The sequence below is a fragment of the Pseudomonas fluorescens group sp. PF-1 genome (assembly GCF_054481335.1).
Genome location: NZ_JBTMNG010000001.1, coordinates 1,148,727 through 1,171,075, shown reverse-complemented (window position 1 = coordinate 1,171,075; position 22,349 = coordinate 1,148,727). Strand labels below are relative to the sequence as shown.

The following is a 22,349-nucleotide window of genomic DNA, read 5'->3' as shown; positions in this document are numbered from 1 at the left end:
AAATGTAGTAATAACCACAACATTTTCGCAAAATACAGATTCCGAGTGGTGGTCGGTCAGAGCCATCAGTAGGATAGGCCACCGTTATGGGCCACACCAAAGGCCCTTTTTGCATTAGCCGCGCGCTTATCGGCGTCGGTGAATCAAGGAAACTCATATGGACCGCGTGCGAAATTTACTGGAACAGATCCAGAATCGCCTTGAAGAGCTCAACAAGGCCGAACGCAAAGTCGCCGAGGTGATCCTGCTCAACCCACAGCAGGCCACTCGCTTCAGCATCGCCGCCCTCGCCCAGGCCGCTTCGGTCAGCGAACCGACGGTCAACCGTTTCTGCCGTTCATTCGGCGTCAGCGGCTACCCCGAGCTCAAGCTGCAACTGGCCCAAAGCCTGGCCAGCGGCGCGGCGTACGTCAGCCGAGCGGTGGAAGCCGACGACAATCCGGAAGCCTACACCCAGAAAATTTTCGGCAGCGCCATCGCCTCCCTCGACAGCGCTTGCCAGGCCCTCGATCCGAACCTGATCAGCCGCGCCGTCGACCTGCTGATCCAGGCCCGACAGATCCACTTCTTCGGCCTCGGCGCCTCGGCCCCCGTGGCCCTGGATGCGCAGCACAAGTTCTTCCGTTTCAACCTGGCGGTGACTGCCCATGCCGACGTGCTGATGCAGCGCATGATTGCTTCGGTGGCGCACACCGGCGAGTTGTTCGTGATCATTTCCTACACCGGGCGCACCCGCGAACTGGTGGAAGTGGCGCGCATCGCCCGGGAAAACGGTGCCTCGGTGCTGGGCTTGACCGCCGAGAACTCGCCGCTGGCCAAGGCCAGTACCTTGAGCCTGAATATTCCGCTGCCCGAAGACACCGACATCTACATGCCGATGACTTCGCGGATCATTCAGCTCACCGTGCTGGACGTGCTCGCCACCGGCATGACCTTGCGCCGTGGCGTGGATTTCCAGCCGCATCTGCGCAAGATCAAAGAGAGCCTGAATGCCAGCCGGTATCCGGTGGGTGACGAGTTCAATTGATCCAACATTTGCACTGAGATCCGGCCCCATCGCTGGCAAGCCAGCTCCCACAGTGTCCGCGCCGAACCTAAAATTCGCGAACGCCAATGAAACCTGTGGGAGCTGGCTAGCCAGCGATGGGGCCGGCAGCAACAGTACAAATCTAAGCCCCCACCCGCGCCTGCAGACTCAAATGCGCCCGCTCCCCCGGTTTCAGGCACAGGCTGTCAGTCCCGCCGCTTGCGGCCTCTACACAAACGAATTCGGATATCTCGTTCCAGCTCACCCCCAGCAACGGCCGTGAGCCCGGATGCCAGACAACCGTGTCGGCCGTGTCGCCGGTATCGATGCACAACGCTCGTTGCCAGGCATGATCGTTAAGCTGCAGTTCGCCGTCATGCTGGAATACCCGCTGACAACCGCCATCGACGCGCAACTCGCCTTCCTGCTGGCAAACCTGACGGTTCAACTGGTCGTAACCTTGCGCGCCTTCGAGCCCAGACAGCGCTACCTCACCGACATCACCAATACGCCAGTAAGCGTGCAAAGCCTGACTCAACTGGCACGGCATGTCGTCCTGATGCTCGGTACTCAGGCGCAGATCCATGCATTCACCCAAGTGCGCATGCAGATCCACTTGCCAGTCGCACAGCTCCAGCTGCCAGTGCAAACGCACGCCGTCATCATCACTGCTGCTGTCGATCAACTTCCAGTCGATCAGCCGCGCCCAGCCATGGGACGGCCAGGCATTTTCACTGGGATGACGGCCATACCACGGCCAGCACACTGGCACGCCACCACGGATGGCACCGACTTGCGGCCACTTCGCCGCACACCAAAGCCACGGCTTCTGACCCTTGGGCTGAAAGTGCAGCAATTGCGCGCCCTGGCGACTGAACACCGCTTGACACAACGGGTGATCGATCACCAACACGTCGCGCTTCTGATAGCGCTCCCATGCAAACACCGGTCGTTCGCGCAAGGATTTGAAGAAGCGTTGTAGCGGATGCTCAAGCATGGGCCACGGTCCTGAAAAACATGGGTGTACTCATCTATTCAAATAGCTTGTTTGCGCTTTTTTTGTGGAGAGGGAGCTCGCCCCCTCGCCACAACAAGCCCCTCGCCACAGGGCCGCACAAAAAAAAGCGGACAGCCATGGCTGTCCGCAAAAATGCGCACATAGAGAGGAGCTTATCGCAACCGCGTTAGAACACCGACTGAATTTTCAGGCCGGCGACCAATGCGTTGTCGACTTCATCCACACCGCCAGGGTGAGTGATGTATTGCAGGTTGGGACGCACGGTCAGCCAGTTGGTCACGTGGAAACCGTAGTTGATCTCATAGTTGTATTCGGTCTCACGAATCGGCGAGAACACCGGATTGTCGTAGTCCGAAACGCCATTGGAAGCATTGACCAACTCAGCGTTTTTCTTCACGTCATCGTTGACATGGATACGGGCGAAACCGATGCCCACGTCATCCTTAGGACGCGCGTCGAACGGGCCCTTGTACACAAACATCAGCGACTGGTAGTTGTCGATGAAGTTGGTGTCCTTGTCGTGGAAAGTGGCGTTGGCGGCGATGTTCAGACCGCGAGAAGCATCGCCATTGTGGCTGGTGAGTTGCTGTTGCGCGACGAACCAGTAGCCGTGCTTGCTATCGTGGACGCGATAAGGCTGGCCGGTGGTCGCGGCGTTCTGGCCATTGGCGTCCTCGAGCACGTCATCGGCCGGGGCGGTACTTTTGTAGTAACCGACGCGGTATTCGCCAGGCAGGCTGTTGACCTTCGGCGACCAGACCAGTTCGACCGGCAACACGGTGCCCGCCGTACCGCTGCCGCTGAGCTTGAAGCCGTTACCGTGCTCCAGCTGCGACGGGTTCTGGTTGTACGCGCCAATCTGAGCGTAGAGCTCGTCATTGATGTTGTACTTCACGCGGATCGCCGCCTGGCTGACCGGCCAGTTGTACCAGATGTTGGTCGCCCAGTTACCCACCTGGGAGCCGCAGAACGCCAGGTTCTGGAATTCGCACGGGAAGGTGTTGAAGTCTTCGCCCTCACCGAAATAACCGGCCTTGACGTCCAGCTTGTTGTCGAAGAATTGATGCTGAATCCACAACTGGGTCAGGCGGACCATATGGCCACGACCGTAGACTTCCTGGGAAGAACTCAAGGTGCCGGCACGCGGGTCGCCGATACGATCGTTGGAGATGTTCTCGCCGTTACGGTTGGTGAGCTGGATCTTGGCCTGGGTGTTGTCCCAGCCCAGCAGTTTTTGCAGATCCAGCGCCGCCCCCAGGCCGAACTGGTCACTGTAGCGCGCGGTCTTGTCATCGTTGAACCCGCCATGGAGGTTCCCGCCCACTTCACCGACATAGTCCATCTTGATGTCGATGCCTTGCTCGATCAGCTTGGTACGCTCGCCACCCCAATCGCCCGTCATCCACTTGGAGTCGGAGCTGAACGCCTCATCGGCCATCGCATTACCGGCCAGAACCAGTGCCGCCGCTGCTGAGACCTGGCAGATCAACCGGGCCGTGTTTCTCGTCTTCATCCCTACATCCTCGTTTTATTGTTATTAACTTTTCTTTTTCTAACGCGGTTACAGCGGTTGTGATGCACGACAGGCCGCGCATCACGGATTCCCCCATGCAGGAGCGAGCCTGCTCGCGAGACACCTGAGAACACCGTGGGGTGTCAGGTTTCCAGTGTCATCGCTGACGTCCATCGCGAGCAGGCTCGCTCCTACCGTTGTTGTTCAGCGGCCTTTGAATTGCGCAACGTTGGCAGCGTGCGCTTCGGCTTTCGGCACACCGGCCACCCCCAAACGTTCCCCGGTCTTGGCATCGAACAGCAGCACTTTCGCCGGATCGAACTGCAAGGTCAGGCTCTCGCCAACGGCAGGTGCAACGTCCGGTGCCAGGCGGCAGCAAACCTTGGTGTCGTTGAGGTTGACGAAGACCAGGGTGTCGGGACCGGTCGGTTCAGTGACCTGGACTTCGGCGCGAATGGTCGGCAAACCAGTGGTTTCGCCGTTCGCCAGAACGATCTGCTCCGGGCGCAGGCCGAGAATCACTTCACGGTCTTCGAGACCGGCGTCCTGCATGCCCAGCGGCAATTCGCAGCGAGCCTGGCCGCTGTCGAGCAGCGCCAGCAGATGACCGTCCTTGCGTTGCAGACGCAGGGGGATGAAGTTCATCGGCGGCGAACCGATGAAGCTCGCCACGAACAGGTTGGCCGGGTTGTTGTAGATGTCTTTCGGCGTACCGAACTGCTGGATGATCCCGTCCTTCATCACCGCCACTTTGTCGCCCAGGGTCATCGCTTCGATCTGGTCGTGGGTCACGTAGACAGTGGTGGTTTTCAGGCGCTGGTGCATCAGTTTCATTTCGGTGCGCATCTCGACCCGCAGCTTGGCGTCGAGGTTGGACAGCGGTTCGTCGAACAGATAGATCTTCGGCCGGCGTGCCAGGGCCCGGCCCATCGCCACGCGCTGTTGCTGGCCACCGGAGAGCTGGCCTGGCTTGCGGTTGAGCAGGTGTTCGATCTGCAACAGCTTGGCGACCCGAGCGACTTCCTCATCGATGGCCGACTGGCTCATCTTGCGGATTTTCAGTCCGAACTCGATGTTCTCGCGCACGCTCATGGTCGGGTACAGCGCATAGGACTGGAACACCATGGCGATGTCACGATCCTTGGGGCTCATGCCGCTGACGTCCTGATCGCCGATCATGATCGCGCCGCCGGTGATGGTCTCAAGGCCGGCGATGCAGTTCATCAGGGTCGACTTGCCGCAGCCCGACGGGCCGACAAGGATCAGGAACTCACCGTCCTTGATCGACAGTTCGATGTTCTTCAGGGTGTCCGGCAGGCCGGCACCGTAGGTCTTGTTTACGTTGCGAAGTTCGAGCGTAGCCATGATTACCCCTTGACTGCGCCGGCCGTCAGCCCGCGCACGAAATACTTGCCTGCGACCACATAGACCAGCAGGGTCGGCAAACCGGCGATCATCGCCGCCGCCATATCAACGTTGTATTCCTTGGCCCCGGTACTGGTGTTGACCAAGTTGTTCAGCGCCACCGTGATCGGTTGCGAATCACCGCTGGAGAACACCACCCCGAACAGGAAGTCGTTCCAGATCTGAGTGAACTGCCAGATCAGGCAGACCATGATGATCGGCGTCGACATCGGCAGGATGATCCGGCGGAAGATGGTGAAGAAACCCGCACCGTCCAGACGCGCAGCTTTGACCAGCGCATCGGGAATGCTGATGTAGTAGTTACGGAAGAACAGCGTGGTGAACGCCAGGCCGTAGACCACGTGCACGAACACCAGGCCCGTGGTGGTGCTCGCCAGGCCCATCTTGCCGAGGGTGAACGAGGCCGGCAGCAGGACGGTCTGGAACGGCAGGAAGCAGCCGAACAGCAGCAGACCGAAGAACAACTGCGAACCGCGGAAACGCCACATCGACAACACGTAGCCGTTCAAGGCACCGATGGCCGTGGAGATAAGTACCGCTGGAACGGTGATCTTGATCGAGTTCCAGAAGTAACCGTCAACCGTGGCCCAGGCCTTGACCCAACCGATACCGCTGACCACGGTCGGCCAGCTCAGCAGGTTGCCGGTGCTGATGTCTTCGGGGGTCTTGAAGCTGGTCAACAGCATGACCACCAGCGGAATCAGGTAGAGCATCACGGCGAAGATCAGCACCGCATAGATCGCGATGCGACTCAGGCTGATGGCGGGTTTGGCAGCGAGACTAGTCATGACGCTTGGTCCTCAGCTCGGAGTACAGGTAAGGCACGATGATCGCGAGAATCGCACCGAGCATCAGAATCGCACTGGCCGAGCCCATGCCCATCTGGCCGCGACTGAAGGTGAAGGAATACATGAACATCGCAGGCAGGTCCGAGGAGTAACCCGGGCCGCCGGCCGTCATCGCCGCCACCAGGTCGAAACTCTTGATCGCAATGTGCGCCAGAATCATCACTGCACTGAAGAACACCGGACGCAGGCTGGGCAGCACCACTTTCCAGTAGATGCGCGGCATGCTCGCGCCATCGATCTGCGCGGCACGGATGATCGATTGATCAACGCCACGCAGGCCGGCCAGGAACATCGCCATGATGAAGCCCGAGGCCTGCCATACAGCGGCGATCACCAGGCAATAGACCACGCGATCCGGGTCAATCAGCCAGTCCAGGCGGAAGCCTTCCCAGCCCCAGTCACGCAACAGTTTGTCCAGGCCCATGCCCGGGTTGAGCAGCCATTTCCATGCGGTACCGGTGACGATCATCGAGAGCGCCATCGGGTAAAGGTAAATGGTGCGAATGAAGCCTTCGCGACGGATGCGCTGGTCGAGAAACACCGCCAGCAGCACGCCAATCACCAGCGTGATGCCGATGAACATGCCGCCGAACAGCGCCAGGTTCTTGCTCGCCACCCACCAGCGGTCGTTGTCGAACAACCGTGCGTATTGCGCCAGGCCCGCCCACTTGTAGTTGGGCAGAAAGGTCGACGTGGTGAACGACAGGACGAACGTCCACAGGATGTAGCCATAGAAGCCCACCAGGACGATGAACATGCTCGGCGCCAGCACCAGCTTAGGGAGCCAGCGTTGCAATGCATCGAACGGCGAGGCCTTGCTGAACACAGCAACAGAACTCATGGGGAAATCCAGAATAGAGAATTAGGATTACAAGTGCGTTCCCTGTGGGAGCCAGCCTGCTGGCGATTGCGTTGTGTCAGTTCTCACACCAGGTGGCTGACAGTCCGCCATCGCGAGCAAGCTCGCGCCTACAGGGGCCAAGCATTACTTGGCCGACTTGATCGCTGCGCCCAGTTTCTTGGCCGTGTCGGCCGGGTCGGCTTTCGGGTCGTTGATGTAGTTGGTCACTACGTCGAAGAACGCGCCCTGTACCGCCAGCGTGGTCGCCATGTTGTGCGCCATGCTCGGCTGCAGGCCGCCGGACTTGGCGTCCGCCAGGAAGTCCTTGGCCGCAGTCTGGGCGCACGAGTCGAAACCGAACTTGCCCATATCGGCCAGCATGTCGTTGCGCACCGGGATCGAGCCCTTGTTGATGCTGAAGACTTTCTGGAAGTTCTCACCCAGCACGACTTTGGCGATGTCCTGCTGACCGGCAGCAGTGCCCTTGTCTTTCTGCTTGAACACCGCCAGGGAGTCGATGTTGTAGGTGAACGCCTTGTCGGTGCCCGGGAACGCTACGCACTCGTAGTCCTTGCCGGCGACTTTTTTGGCGGCGGTCCACTCGGACTTGGCCCAGTCACCCATGATCTGCATGCCGGCCTTGCCGTTGATGACCTTGGCGGCTTCCAGGTTCCAGTCCTGGCCTTTGCCGTCGGCGTCCATGTAGGTCGCGACTTTCTTCAGCTCGGTCAGCGCCTTGACCATTTCCGGACCGGTCAGCGCGGCGTTGTCGAGATCAACCAGGGCTTTCTTGTAGCCATCGACACCCATGACCGAAAGCACGACGGCTTCGAACACGGTGCTGTCCTGCCAAGGCTGACCGCCATGGGCCAGCGGAATGAAACCGGCAGCCTTGAGCTTGTCGCCGGCGGCGTAGAATTCTTCGAGGGTGGTTGGATTCTTGGTGATGCCGGCTTTCTTGAAGACTTCCGGGTTGATCCACAGCCAGTTCACGCGGTGGATGTTCACCGGCACGGCCACGTAATCACCGTCGAACTTCACGGTATCGGAGACTTTCTTGTCGAGCAGGCTGTCCCACTTCTCTTCTTTGGCAACGTCTTTGAGGACGTCGGTGTCCAGCAGGCCGGTCGACGCCCACTCTTGGATGTCCGGCCCTTTGATCTGAGCGACGCCTGGCGGGTTACCGGCCACTGCGCGACTTTTCAGTACGGTCATGGCCGTGGCACCGCCACCACCGGCGACTGCGCCGTCCTTCCAGGTGAAGCCGTCTTTTTCGACTTGTGCCTTGAGGACATCGACCGCTGCTTTTTCACCACCCGACGTCCACCAGTGAACAACTTCCACAGTCCCTTTGGAATCGGCGGCAAGGGCACTGATGGGGAATGCAGCAACAGGGAGTATTGAGGCGAGAGAAATGACAGTAGCGAGGCGAGAAATCGCATTCATCTAGGAGTACCTTTCTTGTTGTTATGCATGCAAGTCTGGTGCTTGCGCTGCATAGGATTTTAAACAGGGGATGCCCCTTCGCAGGTAACGAAGGGACGCGCGAATGTCACCGCATGGTTACATAGAACCGCTCTGGGACAGCTTTGCCAACGCACTGGCCATGCTCGGGGCCAGAGGCAGGCGTGGAATCAGCACGGCTTGCCAGGCGTGGTAAAGGTCGGGTTTGCCGGCCCAGATATCGGCACTCGGGCGGTTCAACGGGTCAAGCTCGTGGTGCCAACTGCCATCGCAACGGTCGATGAAATGATCGTCACAGAATTCCCAGAAGAGTCGGTACCAGTGCTCGTATTGCTCATCGCCCGTACGCTTGAGCAGCGCACTGGCAGCGGCGCTGGCCTCGCAATGGGTCCAATGCAGGCGATGGCGCACCACCGCACGATTATCCCAGTCGAGGGTGTAGACGATGCCGGGCGCGCCATCGACGTCCCAGCCGTGGCGGCAGTTGTGCTCGAAGAGTTTTTCCGCGTCGGTGGCCAGCCATCCCGGCGTGAGCATCCCGGCCCGTACTCGCGCCGCTTCAAGGTGCAACAGCAACCGCGCCCATTCGAAACCGTGGCCCGGCGTAGTGCCAAAGGGACGGAATCCGTCGGCCGGGTTGTCGTGGTTGTAGTCGCACAACGGCTGCCAGTCGCGGTCGAAATGCTCGACCACCAGGTAATCGTTGGCAGCCGCATGACCATGGATGACCCGCTCGACGATGCGCTGGGCACGGCACAGCCAGCGGTTGTCGTCGGTGACATCGGCCAGGGCGAGGAAGGCTTCGGTGGCGTGCATGTTGCTGTTGGCGCCGCGATACGCCTCCTCCTCACGCCAGTCACGGTTGAAGGATTCGCGCATCGCGCCCTCGTCCTCGCTCCAGAAATACGTGTCGATGATGTCGATGGCCTCATCGAGCAAGGCTTGTGCGCCGGGACGTCGGGCCACTACCGCAGAGCTGGCTGCCAGTGCGACGAAGGCATGCAGGTAGGCGTTTTTGCCGGTGTTGCCGTCACGGTGTTCCGCGACGGCGAACCACCCTCCATGAACGGCATCACGCAACGGCCCGCGCAGGGCGTTGATGCCGTGATCCACCAACTCGGCGAACCCCGGCAAGCCCTGGATATGGGCCATGGCGAAGCTGTGGGTCATGCGGGCGGTATTCATGGTTTCGGCTTGCGCGTTGGCCGCCAGGTGACCTTTTTCATCGAGGTTACCGAAGCCTTCGGGAAGCTTCGAAGCCTTGGCAAATGCGAGCAGGCGCGAGCCTTCGGCAGCGAGCCATTGCTGATGGGCAGGTGCGTTGAGCCAACTGCTGAACGCCGGTTGGAAGGTGTCCATGGGGTGCCTTTTTTGTTGTTTTGACTGCGGGCAGTCTAAACAACGGGCGGCGGCGGGCTTGTAACGAAGGGGGCGAGTTATGTCACCAGGCTGTGACATTTGATTTGAGGAATGCGTTGATTGGGCTGACGCCATCGCGGGCAAGCCCGCTCCCACAGGTTATGCGCACATTTCAAAATGAAGGCAATCCTGTGGGAGCGTGGCTTGCCCGCGATGAAGGCGACGCGGTCTGACTAATCAACGCTACGAGGTAACTGCAACGTCACCCGCAACCCGCCTTCACGCAGATTCTGGAGGCTGACTTCACCGCCATGGCTGTGGGCAATGTTGCGCGCGATTCCCAGCCCCAACCCATACCCTTGCTGCTGCCCCGCCAGGCGGAAGTGCGGCTCGAACACCTGTTCCAGTCGTTGCTCCGGAACCCCCGGCCCTTCGTCGTCGACATGCAGCACGAACGCACTGTCGTCATCATCGATGTGCAGATGGGCCTTCTGTCCGTACTTCAAAGCGTTGTCGATCAGGTTGCCGATGCAGCGCTTGAGCGCCAGCGGTTTACCTGGATACGCCGCCAGTGCCCGCCCCTGCTGAGTCACGCGGCCATTGCCGTTCGGCGCCAGGTAGGGCTCCACCAGACAATCGAGCACATGATTGAGGTCGACCTGCTCGATATTTTCGTGGATGTCGGTGTCCTTCACGCATTGCAGCGCGCCCTTGACCAGCAATTCCAGCTCATCCAGATCGCGGCCGAACTTGGCTTGCAGTTTTTCGTCTTCAAGCAATTCGACCCGCAGGCGCAGGCGGGTGATCGGCGTACGCAAGTCATGGGATATCGCGCTGAACAACTGACTGCGTTCAGTCAGGTAGCGGCTGATGCGCTCGCGCATGGTGTTGAAGGCGCGACCGACCTCCACCACTTCGCTGCCGCCGCCCTCGGCCACAGGCTCGACGTCAGCGCCCAGTGACAGGTCCCGTGCCGCCCGCGCCAGACGCTTGAGCGGCCGGCTCTGCCAATGCACCAACAGGCCGATGAACAGCAACAGAAAGCCGCTGGTGAGGGCGATGAACCACATCTGTTGCGCTGGCAGGCCCTGCTCTTCAAGGCTGGTGTAGGGCTCGGGCAGAAGCGAGGCGATATACAGCCATTCGCCTGGCGCCATCTGGATCTGGGTGACCAGCACGGGCGGATTCACCGGTTCCAGGGTCAGCGCGTAATGGGCCCAGGAGCGTGGCAGTTCATCGAGCTTCAGGCCGGCATTGAAAATCCGCAGGTCTTCAGGGCTGACGAAAGTCACCGAAATGTCCGTGTCCTGGCCCAAGGACTGACGCAGCACTTCGTCCACGGCTTTGATCACTGCCGCCTTGCGCGGGGTGACCGGCAACACCTCCATACCCAACGGTCTATCGTTGAGCGTCACCACGAACCGGGTGCCGCCCATGCTGCGCAGCTGGTCGAGCACCAGCGGCCGGAACGCCACCGGCAAGGAGCGGAAATAACTGACACTGGCGGTCATGGAATGGGCAAGGCTGCGGGCGCTGGTGACCAGACCTTCCAGCTGGGTGGCGCGCAGTTGCGAGACCCAGATCACGCTGGACAGCGTCTGCGCGAACAGCACCGCGAGCAAGGTCAGCAACAACATGCGCCCGAGCAGCGAGCGCGGCACCGGCACTTTCGCCACCAGCGAGCGAAAAAAATCAGTGACCATTGCTGGCAACCACAGTGGCTGCCAGTTGGTAGCCACTGCCACGCACGGTACGGATCAGGCGTGGCGGTTTTTCGGTGTCGCGCAGGCGTTGGCGCAGACGGCTGACCGCCATGTCGACGATCCGATCGAGCGGCATCAACTCACGGCCACGGGTGGCATTGCCAATGGTGTCGCGGTCGAGGATTTCCTGCGGGTGATCGAGGAACAGTTTCAGCAGGGCGAAATCGGCGCCCGAGAGAATCACTTCTTCGCCATCGATGTGAAACAACCGATGGCTGACCATGTCCAGGCGCCAGTCATCGAAGGCCAGCACTTCACTGCCGGAACGCTCCTGACCGAACTGCGCGCGACGCAACAAGGCCTTGATCCGCGCTTGTAGTTCACGGGGGCTGAAGGGTTTGCCAAGGTAGTCGTCCGCCCCCAGTTCCAGGCCAATGACACGGTCGGCTTCGTCGGAACTGGCGGTGAGCATGATGATCGGCACCTGGGCCCGCCGCGGGTGCTGGCGGATCCAGCGGCACAGACTGAAACCGTCCTCGTCGGGCAGCATCACGTCGAGGATCACCAGATCGCTGGGCTCATCGTTCAAGGCCTGGCGAAAACCGGCGCCGTCCGGCGTGGTACGGACCTGGAAACCGGCGCGGGTCAGGTAGGTGTCCAGCAACTCGCGTATCTCTTGATCGTCATCGACCAACAAAATCGACTTGTTGACTGAGCTCACGGGGCGGCGTCCTTGTTGTTTGAATGGGGCGGATTATGCCTGATGACCTTCGAATATTTGTTGCCTGTTCTGGCCCTATCGCGGGCAAGCCCGCTCCCACAGGGTTATGTACACATTCTGAAAGTGCCAGTAATCCTGTGGGAGCTGGCTTGCCAGCGATGAAGGCGACGCGGTCTCAAGCCTGGTCGAGCGCCACTCCCGCCCCCACCAACCCGGAATACGGTGCCGTCACCAGCCACACCGGAATCCCCTTGAAGTAATCGCTCATGCAGCCCTTGTCGGCAAAGCATCGGGCGAAACCGCTTTCGAGGAAGAAATCGGCGAAGCGCGGAATTACCCCGCCAACGATGTACACGCCACCACGCGCGCCCGTGGTCAGCACGTTGTTGCCAGCCACGCGACCGAGCCAGCAGCAGAACTGCTCAAGCACTTCCAGGGCAATCGGATCGCCCGCCAACCCGGCAGCGGTGATCGCCTCCGGGGTGTCGAGTACCGGTTCATGACCGTCCACCGCGCAAATCGCGCGATACACCCGTGGCAAGCCACCGCCGCTCAACGCCGTTTCGGCGCTGACATGGCCAATCTCGTTATAGAGGTGTTGCCACAGTTGGGTTTCTCGCGGGCTGCTCAGGGGCAAATCGACGTGACCGCCCTCTCCCGGCAAGGCCGCGAAACGGCCTTCACCGAGATCCAGCAATGTACCGACGCCCAGACCGGTGCCCGGCCCGATAACCACCGCAGGCCGCAAGGGCTCCGGCGTCCCTTCACAGACCACGCGGAATTCGCCTGGCTGCAAACGGGTCATGCCCAGGGCCATGGCCGAGAAGTCATTAACCAGCAACAGCTGATCCACCTGCAAGGTCTGACAGAACCCCTTGCGGCTCAGTCGCCAGTGATTGTTGGTGAACTTGAATTCGTCGCCACTCACGGGGCCCGCCACCGACAGGCACACCGAACCGATGGCCCCCGGCGCCAGACCGAGCCCGCTCAGGTAGAGGCTGATCGCCTCTTCGGGGCTGGCGTGGTCTGCCGTCGCCAGCACCTGGACCGATTCCAGTTGCTGGTTTTTCCACAACGCGAAACGTGCGTTGGTCCCACCGATGTCACCGACCAAAGCCAGTTTCAATTAAGCGTCTCCAGGGCAGAAGTAAAGGCGCTGGCGCCCTGCTCCGCCGAGCTGAAGGCCATGCGCATGAAACCAAACAGTTCGCGACCGGTGCCGATGTTGTTGCCCAGCAGGCCCTTGGCCGGGGTGCGCGCTGCGAATTCTTCGGCGTCCACCTTAAGCTCCAGGGTGCCTTTGACGCCATCGACGCGGATGATATCGCCCTCTTGCACCCGCGCCAAAGCGCCGCCCACGTACGCTTCGGGGCTGACGTGAATGGCCGCCGGAATTTTCCCCGACGCGCCGGACATGCGCCCGTCGGTCACCAGTGCGACTTTGAAACCGCGATCCTGCAGCACGCCAAGGAACGGCGTCATCTTGTGCAGTTCCGGCATGCCGTTGGAGCGCGGGCCCTGGAAGCGCATCACCGCAACGAAATCCTTCTCCAGCAAACCGGCCTTGAACGCATCGGCCAGGTCTTGCTGATCCTGAAACACCATGGCCGGCGCTTCGACGACCTGGTTTTCCAGCGCGACCGCCGAGACTTTCATCACGCCACGACCAAGGTTGCCTTCCATCACCCGCAGGCCGCCTTCTGGCGAGAACGCACGAGCCACCGGCCGCAGGATGCTTTCGTCGAGGCTTTCGGTAATGCCTTCGCGCCAGACCAGCTCGCCGTTGTCGAGGAACGGCTCCTGGGTGTAACGGCTCAGGCCGTGGCCCAGTACGGTGTTGACGTTTTCATGGAGCAACCCGGCTTCCAGCAGTTCACGGATCAGGAACGACATGCCGCCCGCCGCCTGGAAGTGGTTGATGTCGGCTTTACCGTTCGGGTAGACGTGGCTCAGGGTCGGCACCACCTCGGAGAGGTCGGCCATGTCCTGCCAGGTCAACTGAATACCCGCCGCCATGGCGATGGCCGGCATGTGCAAGGTGTGGTTGGTCGAGCCGCCGGTGGCGTGCAGGGCGACGATGGAATTGACCAGTGAGCGCTCGTCGACGATTTCGCCGATTGGCAGGTAGTTGCCGTTCTGTTTAGTGATGCGCGTCACCTGATGCGCCGCTTCGCGGGTCAGGGCATCGCGCAACGGCGTGTTCGGGTTCACGAAGGAAGCACCCGGCAAGTGCAGGCCCATGACTTCCATCAGCAACTGGTTGGTGTTGGCGGTGCCGTAGAAGGTGCAGGTGCCGGGGCTGTGGTAGGAGTTCATTTCCGATTCCAGCAACTCTTCGCGGCTGGCCTTGCCTTCGGCGTAGCGCTGGCGCACATCGGCTTTCTGCTTGTTGGAAATGCCCGACACCATCGGCCCGCCCGGGACGAAGATCATCGGCAGATGCCCGAAACGCAACGCGCCCATCATCAGGCCCGGCACGATCTTGTCGCAGATGCCGAGCATCAGCGCGCCATCGAACATGTTGTGGGATAACGCCACGGCTGTAGACAGCGCGATCACTTCGCGACTCGGCAGGCTCAGCTCCATGCCGGGCTCGCCCTGGGTCACGCCATCGCACATGGCCGGAGTGCCGCCGGCGAACTGACCGACGGAGCCGATTTCACGCAGGGCTTTTTTGATCAGCTCCGGGAAGACCTCGTACGGCTGATGCGCCGAGAGCATGTCGTTATATGACGAAACAATCGCAATGTTGGCGGAGTTCATCATCCGCAAACTGTTCTTGTCGTCGCTGCCGCAACCGGCCACGCCGTGGGCGAAGTTGGCGCATTGCAGCTTGCCGCGCATCGGACCGTCGCTGGCCGCACCGCGAATCAGTGCAAGGTAAGCCTCACGCGTGGCGCGGCTGCGGGCAATAAGCCGTTCGGTGACCTCAAGGACGCGGGGATGCATGTGTAGAACTCCAGGCTAACGGATGTGGCGACCTGATTGTCTATGCTGAACAAGAGCCGTTGTTGACGGGATGACAGACGGCTTTCTTGATCAATCGGACCAGTTGATTCAGGTCACTCGTTGTAGATTGAACAAAATATTGCCACTAAAAAGGCTTGTTTTCTATTTTTTTGCGAATAATCTTGTAATTCCAACAACAAAACGACGGCGGCGCTGACAAATGACTCTTCGAATCGCGATCAATGGTTTTGGCCGTATCGGCCGTAATGTCCTGCGCGCACTCTATACCCAAGGCTATCGTCAGGATTTGCAAATCGTCGCGATCAACGACTTGGGCGACAGCGCGATCAACGCACACTTACTCAAGTACGACACTGTTCACGGCACGTTCGATGCCGATGTCCAACACGACCAGGAAAGCCTGACCGTCAACGGTGACCGCATTTCGGTCAGCGCCATCCGCAACCCGGCCGACCTGCCATGGGCCGCGGAAAGGATTGATGTGGTGTTTGAATGCACCGGCCTGTTCACCGACCGAGCCAAGGCTGCGGCGCATATTACGGCCGGCGCGCGCAAAGTGATTATCTCGGCACCGGCCAAAGGGGCCGATGCCACGGTGGTGTACGGGGTCAACCACGACATTCTGCGCCAGTCGCACCAGATTATTTCCAACGCTTCGTGCACCACCAACTGCCTGGCCCCGGTGGCCCAGGTGCTGCACCGCGAACTGGGGATCGAAAGCGGTCTGATGACCACGATTCACGCCTACACCAACGACCAGAACCTGACCGACGTCTACCACACCGATCCGTACCGCGCCCGTTCCGCCACCCAGAACATGATCCCGAGCAAGACTGGCGCCGCTGAAGCGGTGGGCCTGGTGTTGCCGGAACTGGCGGGCAAACTGACCGGCATGGCCGTGCGTGTACCGGTGATCAACGTCTCCCTGGTCGACCTGACCGTGCAGCTCAAGCGCGAAGCGTCGGCCGATGAAGTCAACGCGCTGCTAAAAGAAGCCAGTCAGCACTCGAAAATCCTCGGCTACAACACCCTGCCGCTGGTCTCGAGCGACTTCAACCACAACCCGCTGTCGTCGATCTTCGACGCCAACCACACCAAAGTCAGCGGCAAGCTGCTCAAGGTGCTGGCCTGGTACGACAACGAATGGGGTTTCTCCAACCGCATGCTCGATAACTGCCTGGCGCTGTGCAACGCTGAATAAGCAGCACGCCCCCAGCCTGCAGGAGCGAGCCTGCTCGCGATGGTCGTGAACGATAACGCGGGGAACCTGATGCCCCGCAGTGTTCTCTAGCTCATCGCGAGCAAGGTGCGTGTCATTTCTGGAGCAACAACCGATGATTGGCATCAGCTTTACGCAAAAGACCCTGGCGGCGCGCAAGCGTATCGCCTTGGTCGCCCATGACCATTGCAAGGTGTTCTTGCTGGATTGGGCCGAGCGGCAGAAAGATAAACTCGCCCGACACGAACTGGTCGCCACCGGTACCACGGGTTTGTTGCTGCAACAACGCCTCGACCTGCCGGTGGAGAGCATGATCAGCGGCCCACTGGGCGGTGACCAGCAGCTCGGCGCACGAATCGCCGAACAACGGGTCGACATGCTGGTGTTCTTCTGGGACCCGTTCGAGCCACAGCCGCACGACCCGGACATCAAGGCATTGTTGCGCGTCGCGGCGGTCTGGAACATTCCAGTGGCGTGCAACGAATGCAGCGCCGACTATCTGCTCAGCAGCCCGCTGATGGATCAGGCGCATGAGCACCGGATTCCGGATTACGCGACCTATCTGCAGAATCGCGCATAAACCGGAACAAATCAGTGCTTGACCACCAAAGCGGATGATAAGCATTATCATCCGCTTGAAATGGATCAGGTTCTCCCGTGAGTCAATCGCGCTTCAACGACGTCTTCATCACCCAGCGAATCACTCTGCTGCGCACGCTGGAGCGGATGGTCAACAACCACAGCACAGCCGAAGACCTGCTGCAGGAAACCTACCTGCGCGTGACCCGTGCGCTCAGCGAGCGGGCCATCGATCACCTCGAACCCTTCGTATTCCAGACTGCCCGCAACCTGGCGCTGGACCATCTGCGTGCGCGGCGAATCCACTCGCGAACCATGGTCGATGACGTCCCGCTGGAGGTGGTGCAAAGCGTCGCCGCCCCGGCCGGCAATGCCGAGGATGCCGTCCATGCAGAACGATTGCTTGAGCGCTTGAACGTGCGCCTCAGTCAACTCAGCCCTCGCCAGCAGCAGATTTTCATCCTCAGTCGCCTGCACGGTCACAGCTATCTGGAGATCGCCGAAAAGCTCGGTGTATCGCTGAGCACGGTGCAAAAGGAGCTGAAACTGATCATGACAATCTGTATGGGCGTCGCAGGACGCAGCTCGAAGCTTTAAGCTTGAAACTGCATTTCCTCCCCTGCCGAGAAAATACCGTGACGGACACCCAGCGCTTCCATTCGCCCTCCCCGGCGCAGGACACTGCAGATGCGATGGACCAGGCCCTCGACTGGCTGATCGTGCTGGACAGCCCGAACGAAGAACAGACCCGCCAGTTCCAGCAATGGCTCGCGGCCGATCCGGCGCATGCCGATGCGTTCGCCAGGGCCCAGGCGATCTGGAATGGTCCGCAAATCACACAGTGCGCACAAAGCCTGGCCGCGCGCCCGGCGAAGATCACCGTACTCTCGCGCCTGCGCCCCCACTGTAAACCCCTGGCCACCGCCGCCGTGCTGATCCTCGGCCTGTTCAGCTTCAGCAATTTGCCGATGCGCCTGCAGGCCGATCACCTGACCGTGGTCGGTGAACGCCAGCGCCTGCAACTGGAGGACGGCTCGAAAGTCCTGCTCAACACCAACTCGGCCTTTTCCAGCACCATCAACGACCAACAACGCGTGGCGCGGTTGTATCAGGGCGAAGCCTATTTCGAGGTGCCGCCTCATCCGGGACAACCGCTGGAAATCGACGCTGGCCTGGTCACGGCGAGCGTCCGGGATACGGCATTTGCCGTGCGTTATCTGGATGGCGTGACACAGGTTCGAGTGCAGCGCGGAGACGTCGATCTGCGGGCGACTCGCGACGACGAACGCGTTCGCTTGAGCGCCGGGGAAAGCATCCGTATCGGCCCCAACGGGTTCGACCGCCCGGCCAAACTGGATGCCGCCACCGAACTGGCCTGGGTCCAGGGCCGACTGGTGTTCGAAAACTGCCCCCTGAGCCAGGTCCTGGCGGAACTGCGTCGCTACTATCCAGGCTGGATCATCAACAACAACGAGCGGTTGGCCAATGTCGCGGTGACGGGGAATTACCGCCTCGATCAGCCGCTGGACGCCGTCCGCTCCCTTGCCCACATCACCTCCGCCAAACTCCAGGAGTTCCCGGCGCTGGTGATCCTGAACTAAATGAGAATTATTTTTACTCGATAGCCAAGCCTCGTACGTCTCGTTATAGCCAATGCAATTGATTCGCATCTTCGATGCCGATCAGCACCTATAAAGATTCGTGCGACACGGAGCGCTATCGATGTCCTCTCGCCTTACCCGCCAGTCCTCTTCACCTTCCCGCGTACTGTCGTTGCTGACCGCCGCCATTCTGATGGCCGGCAGTGCACCGCTCATGGCCGCCACGGCCGAACAGCCGAGCCGCAACATGGGCGACTATTCGTTCGCCATTGCGCCACAGTCGCTGGTGCCGGCGCTCAATGCGTTTACCGCTGTGACAGGCTGGCAGGTTGGCTTGCCCTCAGCGCTGGCCGAAGGTGTGGCGTCGCCAGGTGTACGTGGCTCACTGCCGCCAGAGAAAGCCCTCGATCGCCTGTTGGTGGGGACCGACCTGAGCTATCGCAAACTGGGCAATAACAACATCGTGCTGGAAAAGCGCGGCAACAGCGGCACCCTCAACCTGCAACAGGTGACCATCAGCGCCACCCGCCAGGCGCAAGACGTGAACAGCGTGCCCAGCACCGTCACCGTTCACACGCGTGAAGAGCTGGATCGCAACAACGTCAATACCATCAAGGAACTGGTGCGTTACGAACCGGGCGTTGCCGTGGGCGGTACCGGCACCCGCGGCGCAATCAGCGGCTATAACATCCGTGGCATCGACGGTGACCGGATCCTGACCCAGGTCGATGGCGTCGAAGTACCGGACGGCTTCTTCAACGGCCCTTACGCCAAGACCCAGCGCAACTACGTCGACCCGGAAATCGTCAAGCGTGTCGAAATCCTCCGCGGTCCGGCTTCGGTGCTCTACGGCAGCAACGCCATCGGTGGCGCGGTCAGCTACTTCACCCTGGACCCCGACGACATCATCAAGCCTGGCCAGGACGTCGGTGCTCGGCTGAAGACCGGTTACAGCTCCGCCGACGACAGCTGGCTCAAATCCGCCACCGTCGCGGGCCGTGCCGATCAGTTCGATGGCCTGTTGCATTACAGCCAGCGCGATGGCCACGAAACCGAATCCTACGGCAGCAACAACGGCACCGGGCTGGCACGTACCGCCGCCAACCCGGAAGACGTGCGTGCCACCAACGTGCTGGCGAAAGCAGGCTGGAACTATAAAGAGGACGCGCGCCTGGGCCTGGTCTACGAAAAGTACAAGGACGACCGCGACACCGACCAGAAAAGCGCTTATGGCGGCCCGTTCCTCGATGGGAAACCGACCATTGCGGCCAACATCTTGCCGGGCGGCATGTACCAGTGGCGCACCGGTAACGACACCATCACCCGCGAACGCTTCGGCCTGGAACACAGCTTCGCACTCGACAGCCTGCTGGTGGACAACGTCAAGTGGAGCCTGAATCACCAGATCGCCAAGACCGATCAGAGCACCGAGGAGTTCTACTACCCGATGTCACGCAAAGTGCTGCGGACCCGAGACACGGTCTACGAAGAAAAGCAGTGGGTCTTCGATGCACAACTGGATAAAACATTCAGCCTTGCCGACACCGAACACCTGTTGACCTACGGCACCACCCTCAAGCAACAGAAAGTCACCGGATCACGCAGCGGCAATGGCACGTGCCTCGCCGTCTTCGGCAGCTGTCGGGTTGTCGGCGCCACCAGTGCCGCGGACGTGCTGAAAAAATCCAGCGACTTCCCGGACCCGACCATCAACACCTACAGCCTGTTCGCCCAGGACCAGATCAGCTGGAACCAGTGGACCTTCCTGCCTGGCCTGCGCTACGACTACACCGAACTCAAGCCGCACATTACCCGGGAATTCCTCAACACCGTGGCGGCCGACGGTCGCGGCACCGTCAGCGACGAGAACAAGACCTGGCACAAGGTGTCGCCCAAGTTCGGCCTGACCTATGCCCTGACCGACGAGTACACCTGGTACGGCCAATACGCCGAGGGATTCCGCACCCCGACCGCGAAGGCGCTCTACGGGCGCTTCGATAACACCGTTACCGGCTACCGCGTAGAGCCAAATCCGGACCTGGAACCGGAAAAAAGCAAAAGCTACGAGACCGGCCTGCGCGGCAATTTTGAGCAAGGCTCCTTCGATGTGGCGGTGTTCTATAACAAGTACCGCGATTTCATCAACGAAGATGCCATCACGCCGGGTTATGACAAGCCGACCTTCCAGAGCGCCAACATCAAGCACGCCACCATCAAAGGCGCGGAAGTCAAAGGTCGCCTGAACCTCGATGCCTTCGGTGCGCCGCAAGGTCTCTACACCCAGGGTTCCGTGGCGTATGCCTACGGTCGCAACGACGACACCGGCGAGCCGCTCAACAGTGTCAATCCGCTGACCGGTGTATTCGGGCTCGGCTACGACCAGGACAACTACGGCGGGATGTTGAGCTGGACGCTGGTGAAAAAGAAAAATCGGGTCGACGACAGCAACTTCAAGTCGCCGGACGGCGTCAGCAGTCAGTTCAAGACCCCGGGCTTCGGCGTGCTGGACCTGAGTGGCTTCTACAAAGTCACCGACGATGTGACCGTCAACGCCGGCATCTACAACCTGACCGACAAGAAGTACTGGTTGTGGAATGACGTGCGCGGTTACGACAGCGTCGGCGAAGCCTCGGTGACGCAACCGGCCAACCTTGATCGCCTCACTCAACCGGGTCGCAACTTCGCGGTCAATCTGATCTGGGATATCTGATCCCGCCCTTCTCACGACGCCGCTTCATTTAAAGCGGCTTCGTGAGGATTTTTTTACTGTCGTGGGCCTGCTCATACGTCTCGTTACCAGGCTCTTCTTATTCTCAAGGATGTCTCATGACCACTCAGGAAACGGCTCAACGTCCGGTATTGCGCTCGCAACGCCTGAATCAGATCACCCACGAACCTCACACCCGACTCGATGCATTGGTCAAAGCCCATGCACCGTTCGAAACCCAGGCCAACTTCGCCCGGTTCGTGGTGGCGCAGTACCTGTTCCAGTCCGAACTGGTGCCGCTGTACAACGATGCCGATTTGACCGCCATCGTCCCGGACCTGCCTGCTCGTTGTCGGGCCGAAGCAGCCATGGCCGACCTGGCGGACCTGGACACCGAAGTGCCGGGACCGGTCGCTGGCGCCCTGCACCTTCCGAGTAAAGCCCAGGCTCTGGGCTGGCTCTTCGTGTCCGAAGGATCGAAGCTCGGCGCGGCCTTCCTGATCAAGCGCGCCGTCGGCCTGGGCCTGAACGAAACGTTCGGCGCCCGCCACCTGGGCGAACCGGCCGGTGGCCGCGCTGAAGGCTGGAAAAGCTTCGTCAAAACCCTCGATGGACTGCAGCTCAGTGCCCAGGAGGAAGCCGAACTGGATAAAGGCGCCATCGACGCGTTCAACCGCTTTACCCTGTTACTGGAACAGGCTTACGCCACCGCAACTATCTGACCCGACACATATCCCTTGTGGGAGCGGGCTCGCCCGCGATAACGGCATCACGGACAATAGTTACGTCGACTGATGCACCACTATCGCGGTCAAGCCCCCACAGGGCACTGAGTAAGTCTGTAAGATCCCGATCGGCCTCGAACGCGCACCCTCTGAGAATATGCCGTCCTCATCAAAACTCACCCGTCTGCTCTTCGGCCTGCTGGCCTACGTCAGCCTCGGTATCGGCCTGATCGCCATTGTCGTACCCGGCCTGCCAACCACCGAATTCATCCTGCTGGCCGCCTGGGCGGCGACCAGAAGCTCGCCACGCTTGAGCGCCTGGCTGGAAAACCATCGGCTGTTCGGCCCCATTCTCATTCACTGGCGCAACGGCAAAATCATCGCGCGCCGGGCCAAGGTCAGCGCCACCGTCAGCATGCTGCTGTGTGCCACGCTGATGCTGGTGATGCTCGAGCATGGCTGGCCGATCTACCTGGCGATGGCGGGCATGGGCCTGGGCAATGTGTGGATCTGGTCGCGCCCCGAAACACTGCCGAAATCCCCCTGAATCAAACCGCTGTTTTTCCTGTTTTTTATACGATTTTCGGTACATTTTCCCGCGCAAACGTTTAGCAGCTACCGTTCGTCGG

The 22,349-nt window shown here is 60.5% G+C and carries 19 protein-coding genes; 8 read left to right on the top strand and 11 right to left on the bottom strand.

Annotated features, from left to right (window positions below; all coding sequences use genetic code 11):
- The first annotated feature begins 166 nt into the window (after nt 1-166).
- A complete protein-coding gene (locus ACX3YD_RS05585; RefSeq protein ID WP_170948639.1) occupies nt 167-1,027 on the top strand; it encodes a MurR/RpiR family transcriptional regulator in 861 nt (286 codons plus the stop codon).
- A 142-nt stretch (nt 1,028-1,169) separates the two neighbouring features.
- Here the strand turns inward: ACX3YD_RS05585 and ACX3YD_RS05580 are convergent, their stop codons facing one another.
- The 11 genes from ACX3YD_RS05580 to edd all read right to left on the bottom strand — a co-directional run bounded on the left by ACX3YD_RS05580 (nt 1,170) and on the right by edd (nt 14,868).
- Nucleotides 1,170-2,024: a D-hexose-6-phosphate mutarotase gene (locus ACX3YD_RS05580; protein WP_458959430.1), complete on the bottom strand. Its 855-nt coding sequence runs from the start codon at nt 2,022-2,024 to the stop codon at nt 1,170-1,172.
- Nucleotides 2,025-2,211: 187 nt separating this feature from the next.
- Nucleotides 2,212-3,558, bottom strand: coding sequence for a carbohydrate porin (locus tag ACX3YD_RS05575; RefSeq protein WP_103406748.1), 1,347 nt, complete (start codon nt 3,556-3,558; stop codon nt 2,212-2,214).
- A gap of 204 nt (nt 3,559-3,762) precedes the next feature.
- A complete protein-coding gene (locus ACX3YD_RS05570; protein ID WP_458959429.1) occupies nt 3,763-4,923 on the bottom strand; it encodes an ABC transporter ATP-binding protein in 1,161 nt (386 codons plus the stop codon).
- A 2-nt stretch (nt 4,924-4,925) separates the two neighbouring features.
- On the bottom strand, nt 4,926-5,771 hold the full coding sequence (locus tag ACX3YD_RS05565) for a carbohydrate ABC transporter permease (protein ID WP_458959428.1): 846 nt from the start codon (nt 5,769-5,771) through the stop codon (nt 4,926-4,928).
- Nucleotides 5,764-6,672 (bottom strand): carbohydrate ABC transporter permease, encoded by a 909-nt coding sequence (locus ACX3YD_RS05560; RefSeq protein ID WP_034149180.1) that lies wholly within the window; start codon nt 6,670-6,672, stop codon nt 5,764-5,766. Before ACX3YD_RS05560 ends, ACX3YD_RS05565 begins: the two co-directional genes overlap by 8 nt.
- Nucleotides 6,673-6,816: 144 nt before the next feature.
- Nucleotides 6,817-8,118 (bottom strand): ABC transporter substrate-binding protein, encoded by a 1,302-nt coding sequence (locus tag ACX3YD_RS05555; protein ID WP_090464585.1) that lies wholly within the window; start codon nt 8,116-8,118, stop codon nt 6,817-6,819.
- A gap of 117 nt (nt 8,119-8,235) precedes the next feature.
- Nucleotides 8,236-9,495, bottom strand: coding sequence for a D-mannose isomerase (locus ACX3YD_RS05550; RefSeq protein WP_458959427.1), 1,260 nt, complete (start codon nt 9,493-9,495; stop codon nt 8,236-8,238).
- 233 nt (nt 9,496-9,728) lie between these two features.
- Complete coding sequence (locus ACX3YD_RS05545; protein ID WP_047532460.1) at nt 9,729-11,198, bottom strand: ATP-binding protein; 1,470 nt, start codon at nt 11,196-11,198, stop codon at nt 9,729-9,731.
- A complete protein-coding gene (locus ACX3YD_RS05540) occupies nt 11,188-11,919 on the bottom strand; it encodes a response regulator (RefSeq protein WP_047532461.1) in 732 nt (243 codons plus the stop codon). The genes ACX3YD_RS05545 and ACX3YD_RS05540 overlap by 11 nt, the downstream gene beginning before the upstream one ends.
- 175 nt (nt 11,920-12,094) lie before the next feature.
- Nucleotides 12,095-13,045 carry a glucokinase gene (locus ACX3YD_RS05535; RefSeq protein ID WP_090464591.1) on the bottom strand — a complete coding sequence of 317 codons (951 nt, stop codon included), beginning with the start codon at nt 13,043-13,045 and terminating at the stop codon, nt 12,095-12,097.
- Complete coding sequence (gene edd / locus ACX3YD_RS05530; RefSeq protein ID WP_458959426.1) at nt 13,042-14,868, bottom strand: phosphogluconate dehydratase; 1,827 nt, start codon at nt 14,866-14,868, stop codon at nt 13,042-13,044. The genes ACX3YD_RS05535 and edd overlap by 4 nt, the downstream gene beginning before the upstream one ends.
- Nucleotides 14,869-15,088: 220 nt before the next feature.
- On the opposite strand from edd, the gene gap reads away from it, so the two are divergent.
- The 7 genes from gap (at nt 15,089) to ACX3YD_RS05495 (ending at nt 22,267) form a co-directional block, all read left to right on the top strand.
- Nucleotides 15,089-16,090 carry a type I glyceraldehyde-3-phosphate dehydrogenase gene (gene gap, locus ACX3YD_RS05525; RefSeq protein ID WP_047532466.1) on the top strand — a complete coding sequence of 334 codons (1,002 nt, stop codon included), beginning with the start codon at nt 15,089-15,091 and terminating at the stop codon, nt 16,088-16,090.
- A gap of 133 nt (nt 16,091-16,223) precedes the next feature.
- Nucleotides 16,224-16,688 carry a methylglyoxal synthase gene (locus ACX3YD_RS05520; RefSeq protein WP_047532468.1) on the top strand — a complete coding sequence of 155 codons (465 nt, stop codon included), beginning with the start codon at nt 16,224-16,226 and terminating at the stop codon, nt 16,686-16,688.
- 77 nt (nt 16,689-16,765) lie between these two features.
- Complete coding sequence (locus tag ACX3YD_RS05515; protein WP_047532469.1) at nt 16,766-17,284, top strand: RNA polymerase sigma factor; 519 nt, start codon at nt 16,766-16,768, stop codon at nt 17,282-17,284.
- A 38-nt stretch (nt 17,285-17,322) separates the two neighbouring features.
- Nucleotides 17,323-18,288, top strand: coding sequence for a FecR family protein (locus ACX3YD_RS05510; protein WP_103406749.1), 966 nt, complete (start codon nt 17,323-17,325; stop codon nt 18,286-18,288).
- Nucleotides 18,289-18,409: 121 nt separating this feature from the next.
- Nucleotides 18,410-20,998 carry a TonB-dependent receptor gene (locus tag ACX3YD_RS05505; RefSeq protein WP_458959425.1) on the top strand — a complete coding sequence of 863 codons (2,589 nt, stop codon included), beginning with the start codon at nt 18,410-18,412 and terminating at the stop codon, nt 20,996-20,998.
- Nucleotides 20,999-21,114: 116 nt separating this feature from the next.
- A complete protein-coding gene (locus ACX3YD_RS05500; RefSeq protein WP_458959424.1) occupies nt 21,115-21,717 on the top strand; it encodes a biliverdin-producing heme oxygenase in 603 nt (200 codons plus the stop codon).
- A gap of 160 nt (nt 21,718-21,877) precedes the next feature.
- The gene (locus ACX3YD_RS05495) at nt 21,878-22,267 is read left to right on the top strand and encodes a YbaN family protein (RefSeq protein WP_458959423.1); all 390 of its coding nucleotides are present in this window, start codon (nt 21,878-21,880) and stop codon (nt 22,265-22,267) included.
- The last annotated feature ends 82 nt before the right edge of the window (nt 22,268-22,349 follow it).

Coding starts and splice junctions, on each gene's coding strand:
- ACX3YD_RS05520 (WP_047532468.1), top strand. CDS start 16,224: ATGATTGGCATCAGCTTTACGCAAAAGACCCTGGCGGCGCGCAAGCGT.
- ACX3YD_RS05545 (WP_047532460.1), bottom strand. CDS start 11,198: ATGGTCACTGATTTTTTTCGCTCGCTGGTGGCGAAAGTGCCGGTGCCG.
- ACX3YD_RS05570 (WP_458959429.1), bottom strand. CDS start 4,923: ATGGCTACGCTCGAACTTCGCAACGTAAACAAGACCTACGGTGCCGGC.
- ACX3YD_RS05575 (WP_103406748.1), bottom strand. CDS start 3,558: ATGAAGACGAGAAACACGGCCCGGTTGATCTGCCAGGTCTCAGCAGCG.
- ACX3YD_RS05565 (WP_458959428.1), bottom strand. CDS start 5,771: ATGACTAGTCTCGCTGCCAAACCCGCCATCAGCCTGAGTCGCATCGCG.
- ACX3YD_RS05500 (WP_458959424.1), top strand. CDS start 21,115: ATGACCACTCAGGAAACGGCTCAACGTCCGGTATTGCGCTCGCAACGC.
- gap (WP_047532466.1), top strand. CDS start 15,089: ATGACTCTTCGAATCGCGATCAATGGTTTTGGCCGTATCGGCCGTAAT.
- edd (WP_458959426.1), bottom strand. CDS start 14,868: ATGCATCCCCGCGTCCTTGAGGTCACCGAACGGCTTATTGCCCGCAGC.
- ACX3YD_RS05505 (WP_458959425.1), top strand. CDS start 18,410: ATGTCCTCTCGCCTTACCCGCCAGTCCTCTTCACCTTCCCGCGTACTG.
- ACX3YD_RS05550 (WP_458959427.1), bottom strand. CDS start 9,495: ATGGACACCTTCCAACCGGCGTTCAGCAGTTGGCTCAACGCACCTGCC.
- ACX3YD_RS05560 (WP_034149180.1), bottom strand. CDS start 6,672: ATGAGTTCTGTTGCTGTGTTCAGCAAGGCCTCGCCGTTCGATGCATTG.
- ACX3YD_RS05495 (WP_458959423.1), top strand. CDS start 21,878: ATGCCGTCCTCATCAAAACTCACCCGTCTGCTCTTCGGCCTGCTGGCC.
- ACX3YD_RS05580 (WP_458959430.1), bottom strand. CDS start 2,024: ATGCTTGAGCATCCGCTACAACGCTTCTTCAAATCCTTGCGCGAACGA.
- ACX3YD_RS05555 (WP_090464585.1), bottom strand. CDS start 8,118: ATGAATGCGATTTCTCGCCTCGCTACTGTCATTTCTCTCGCCTCAATA.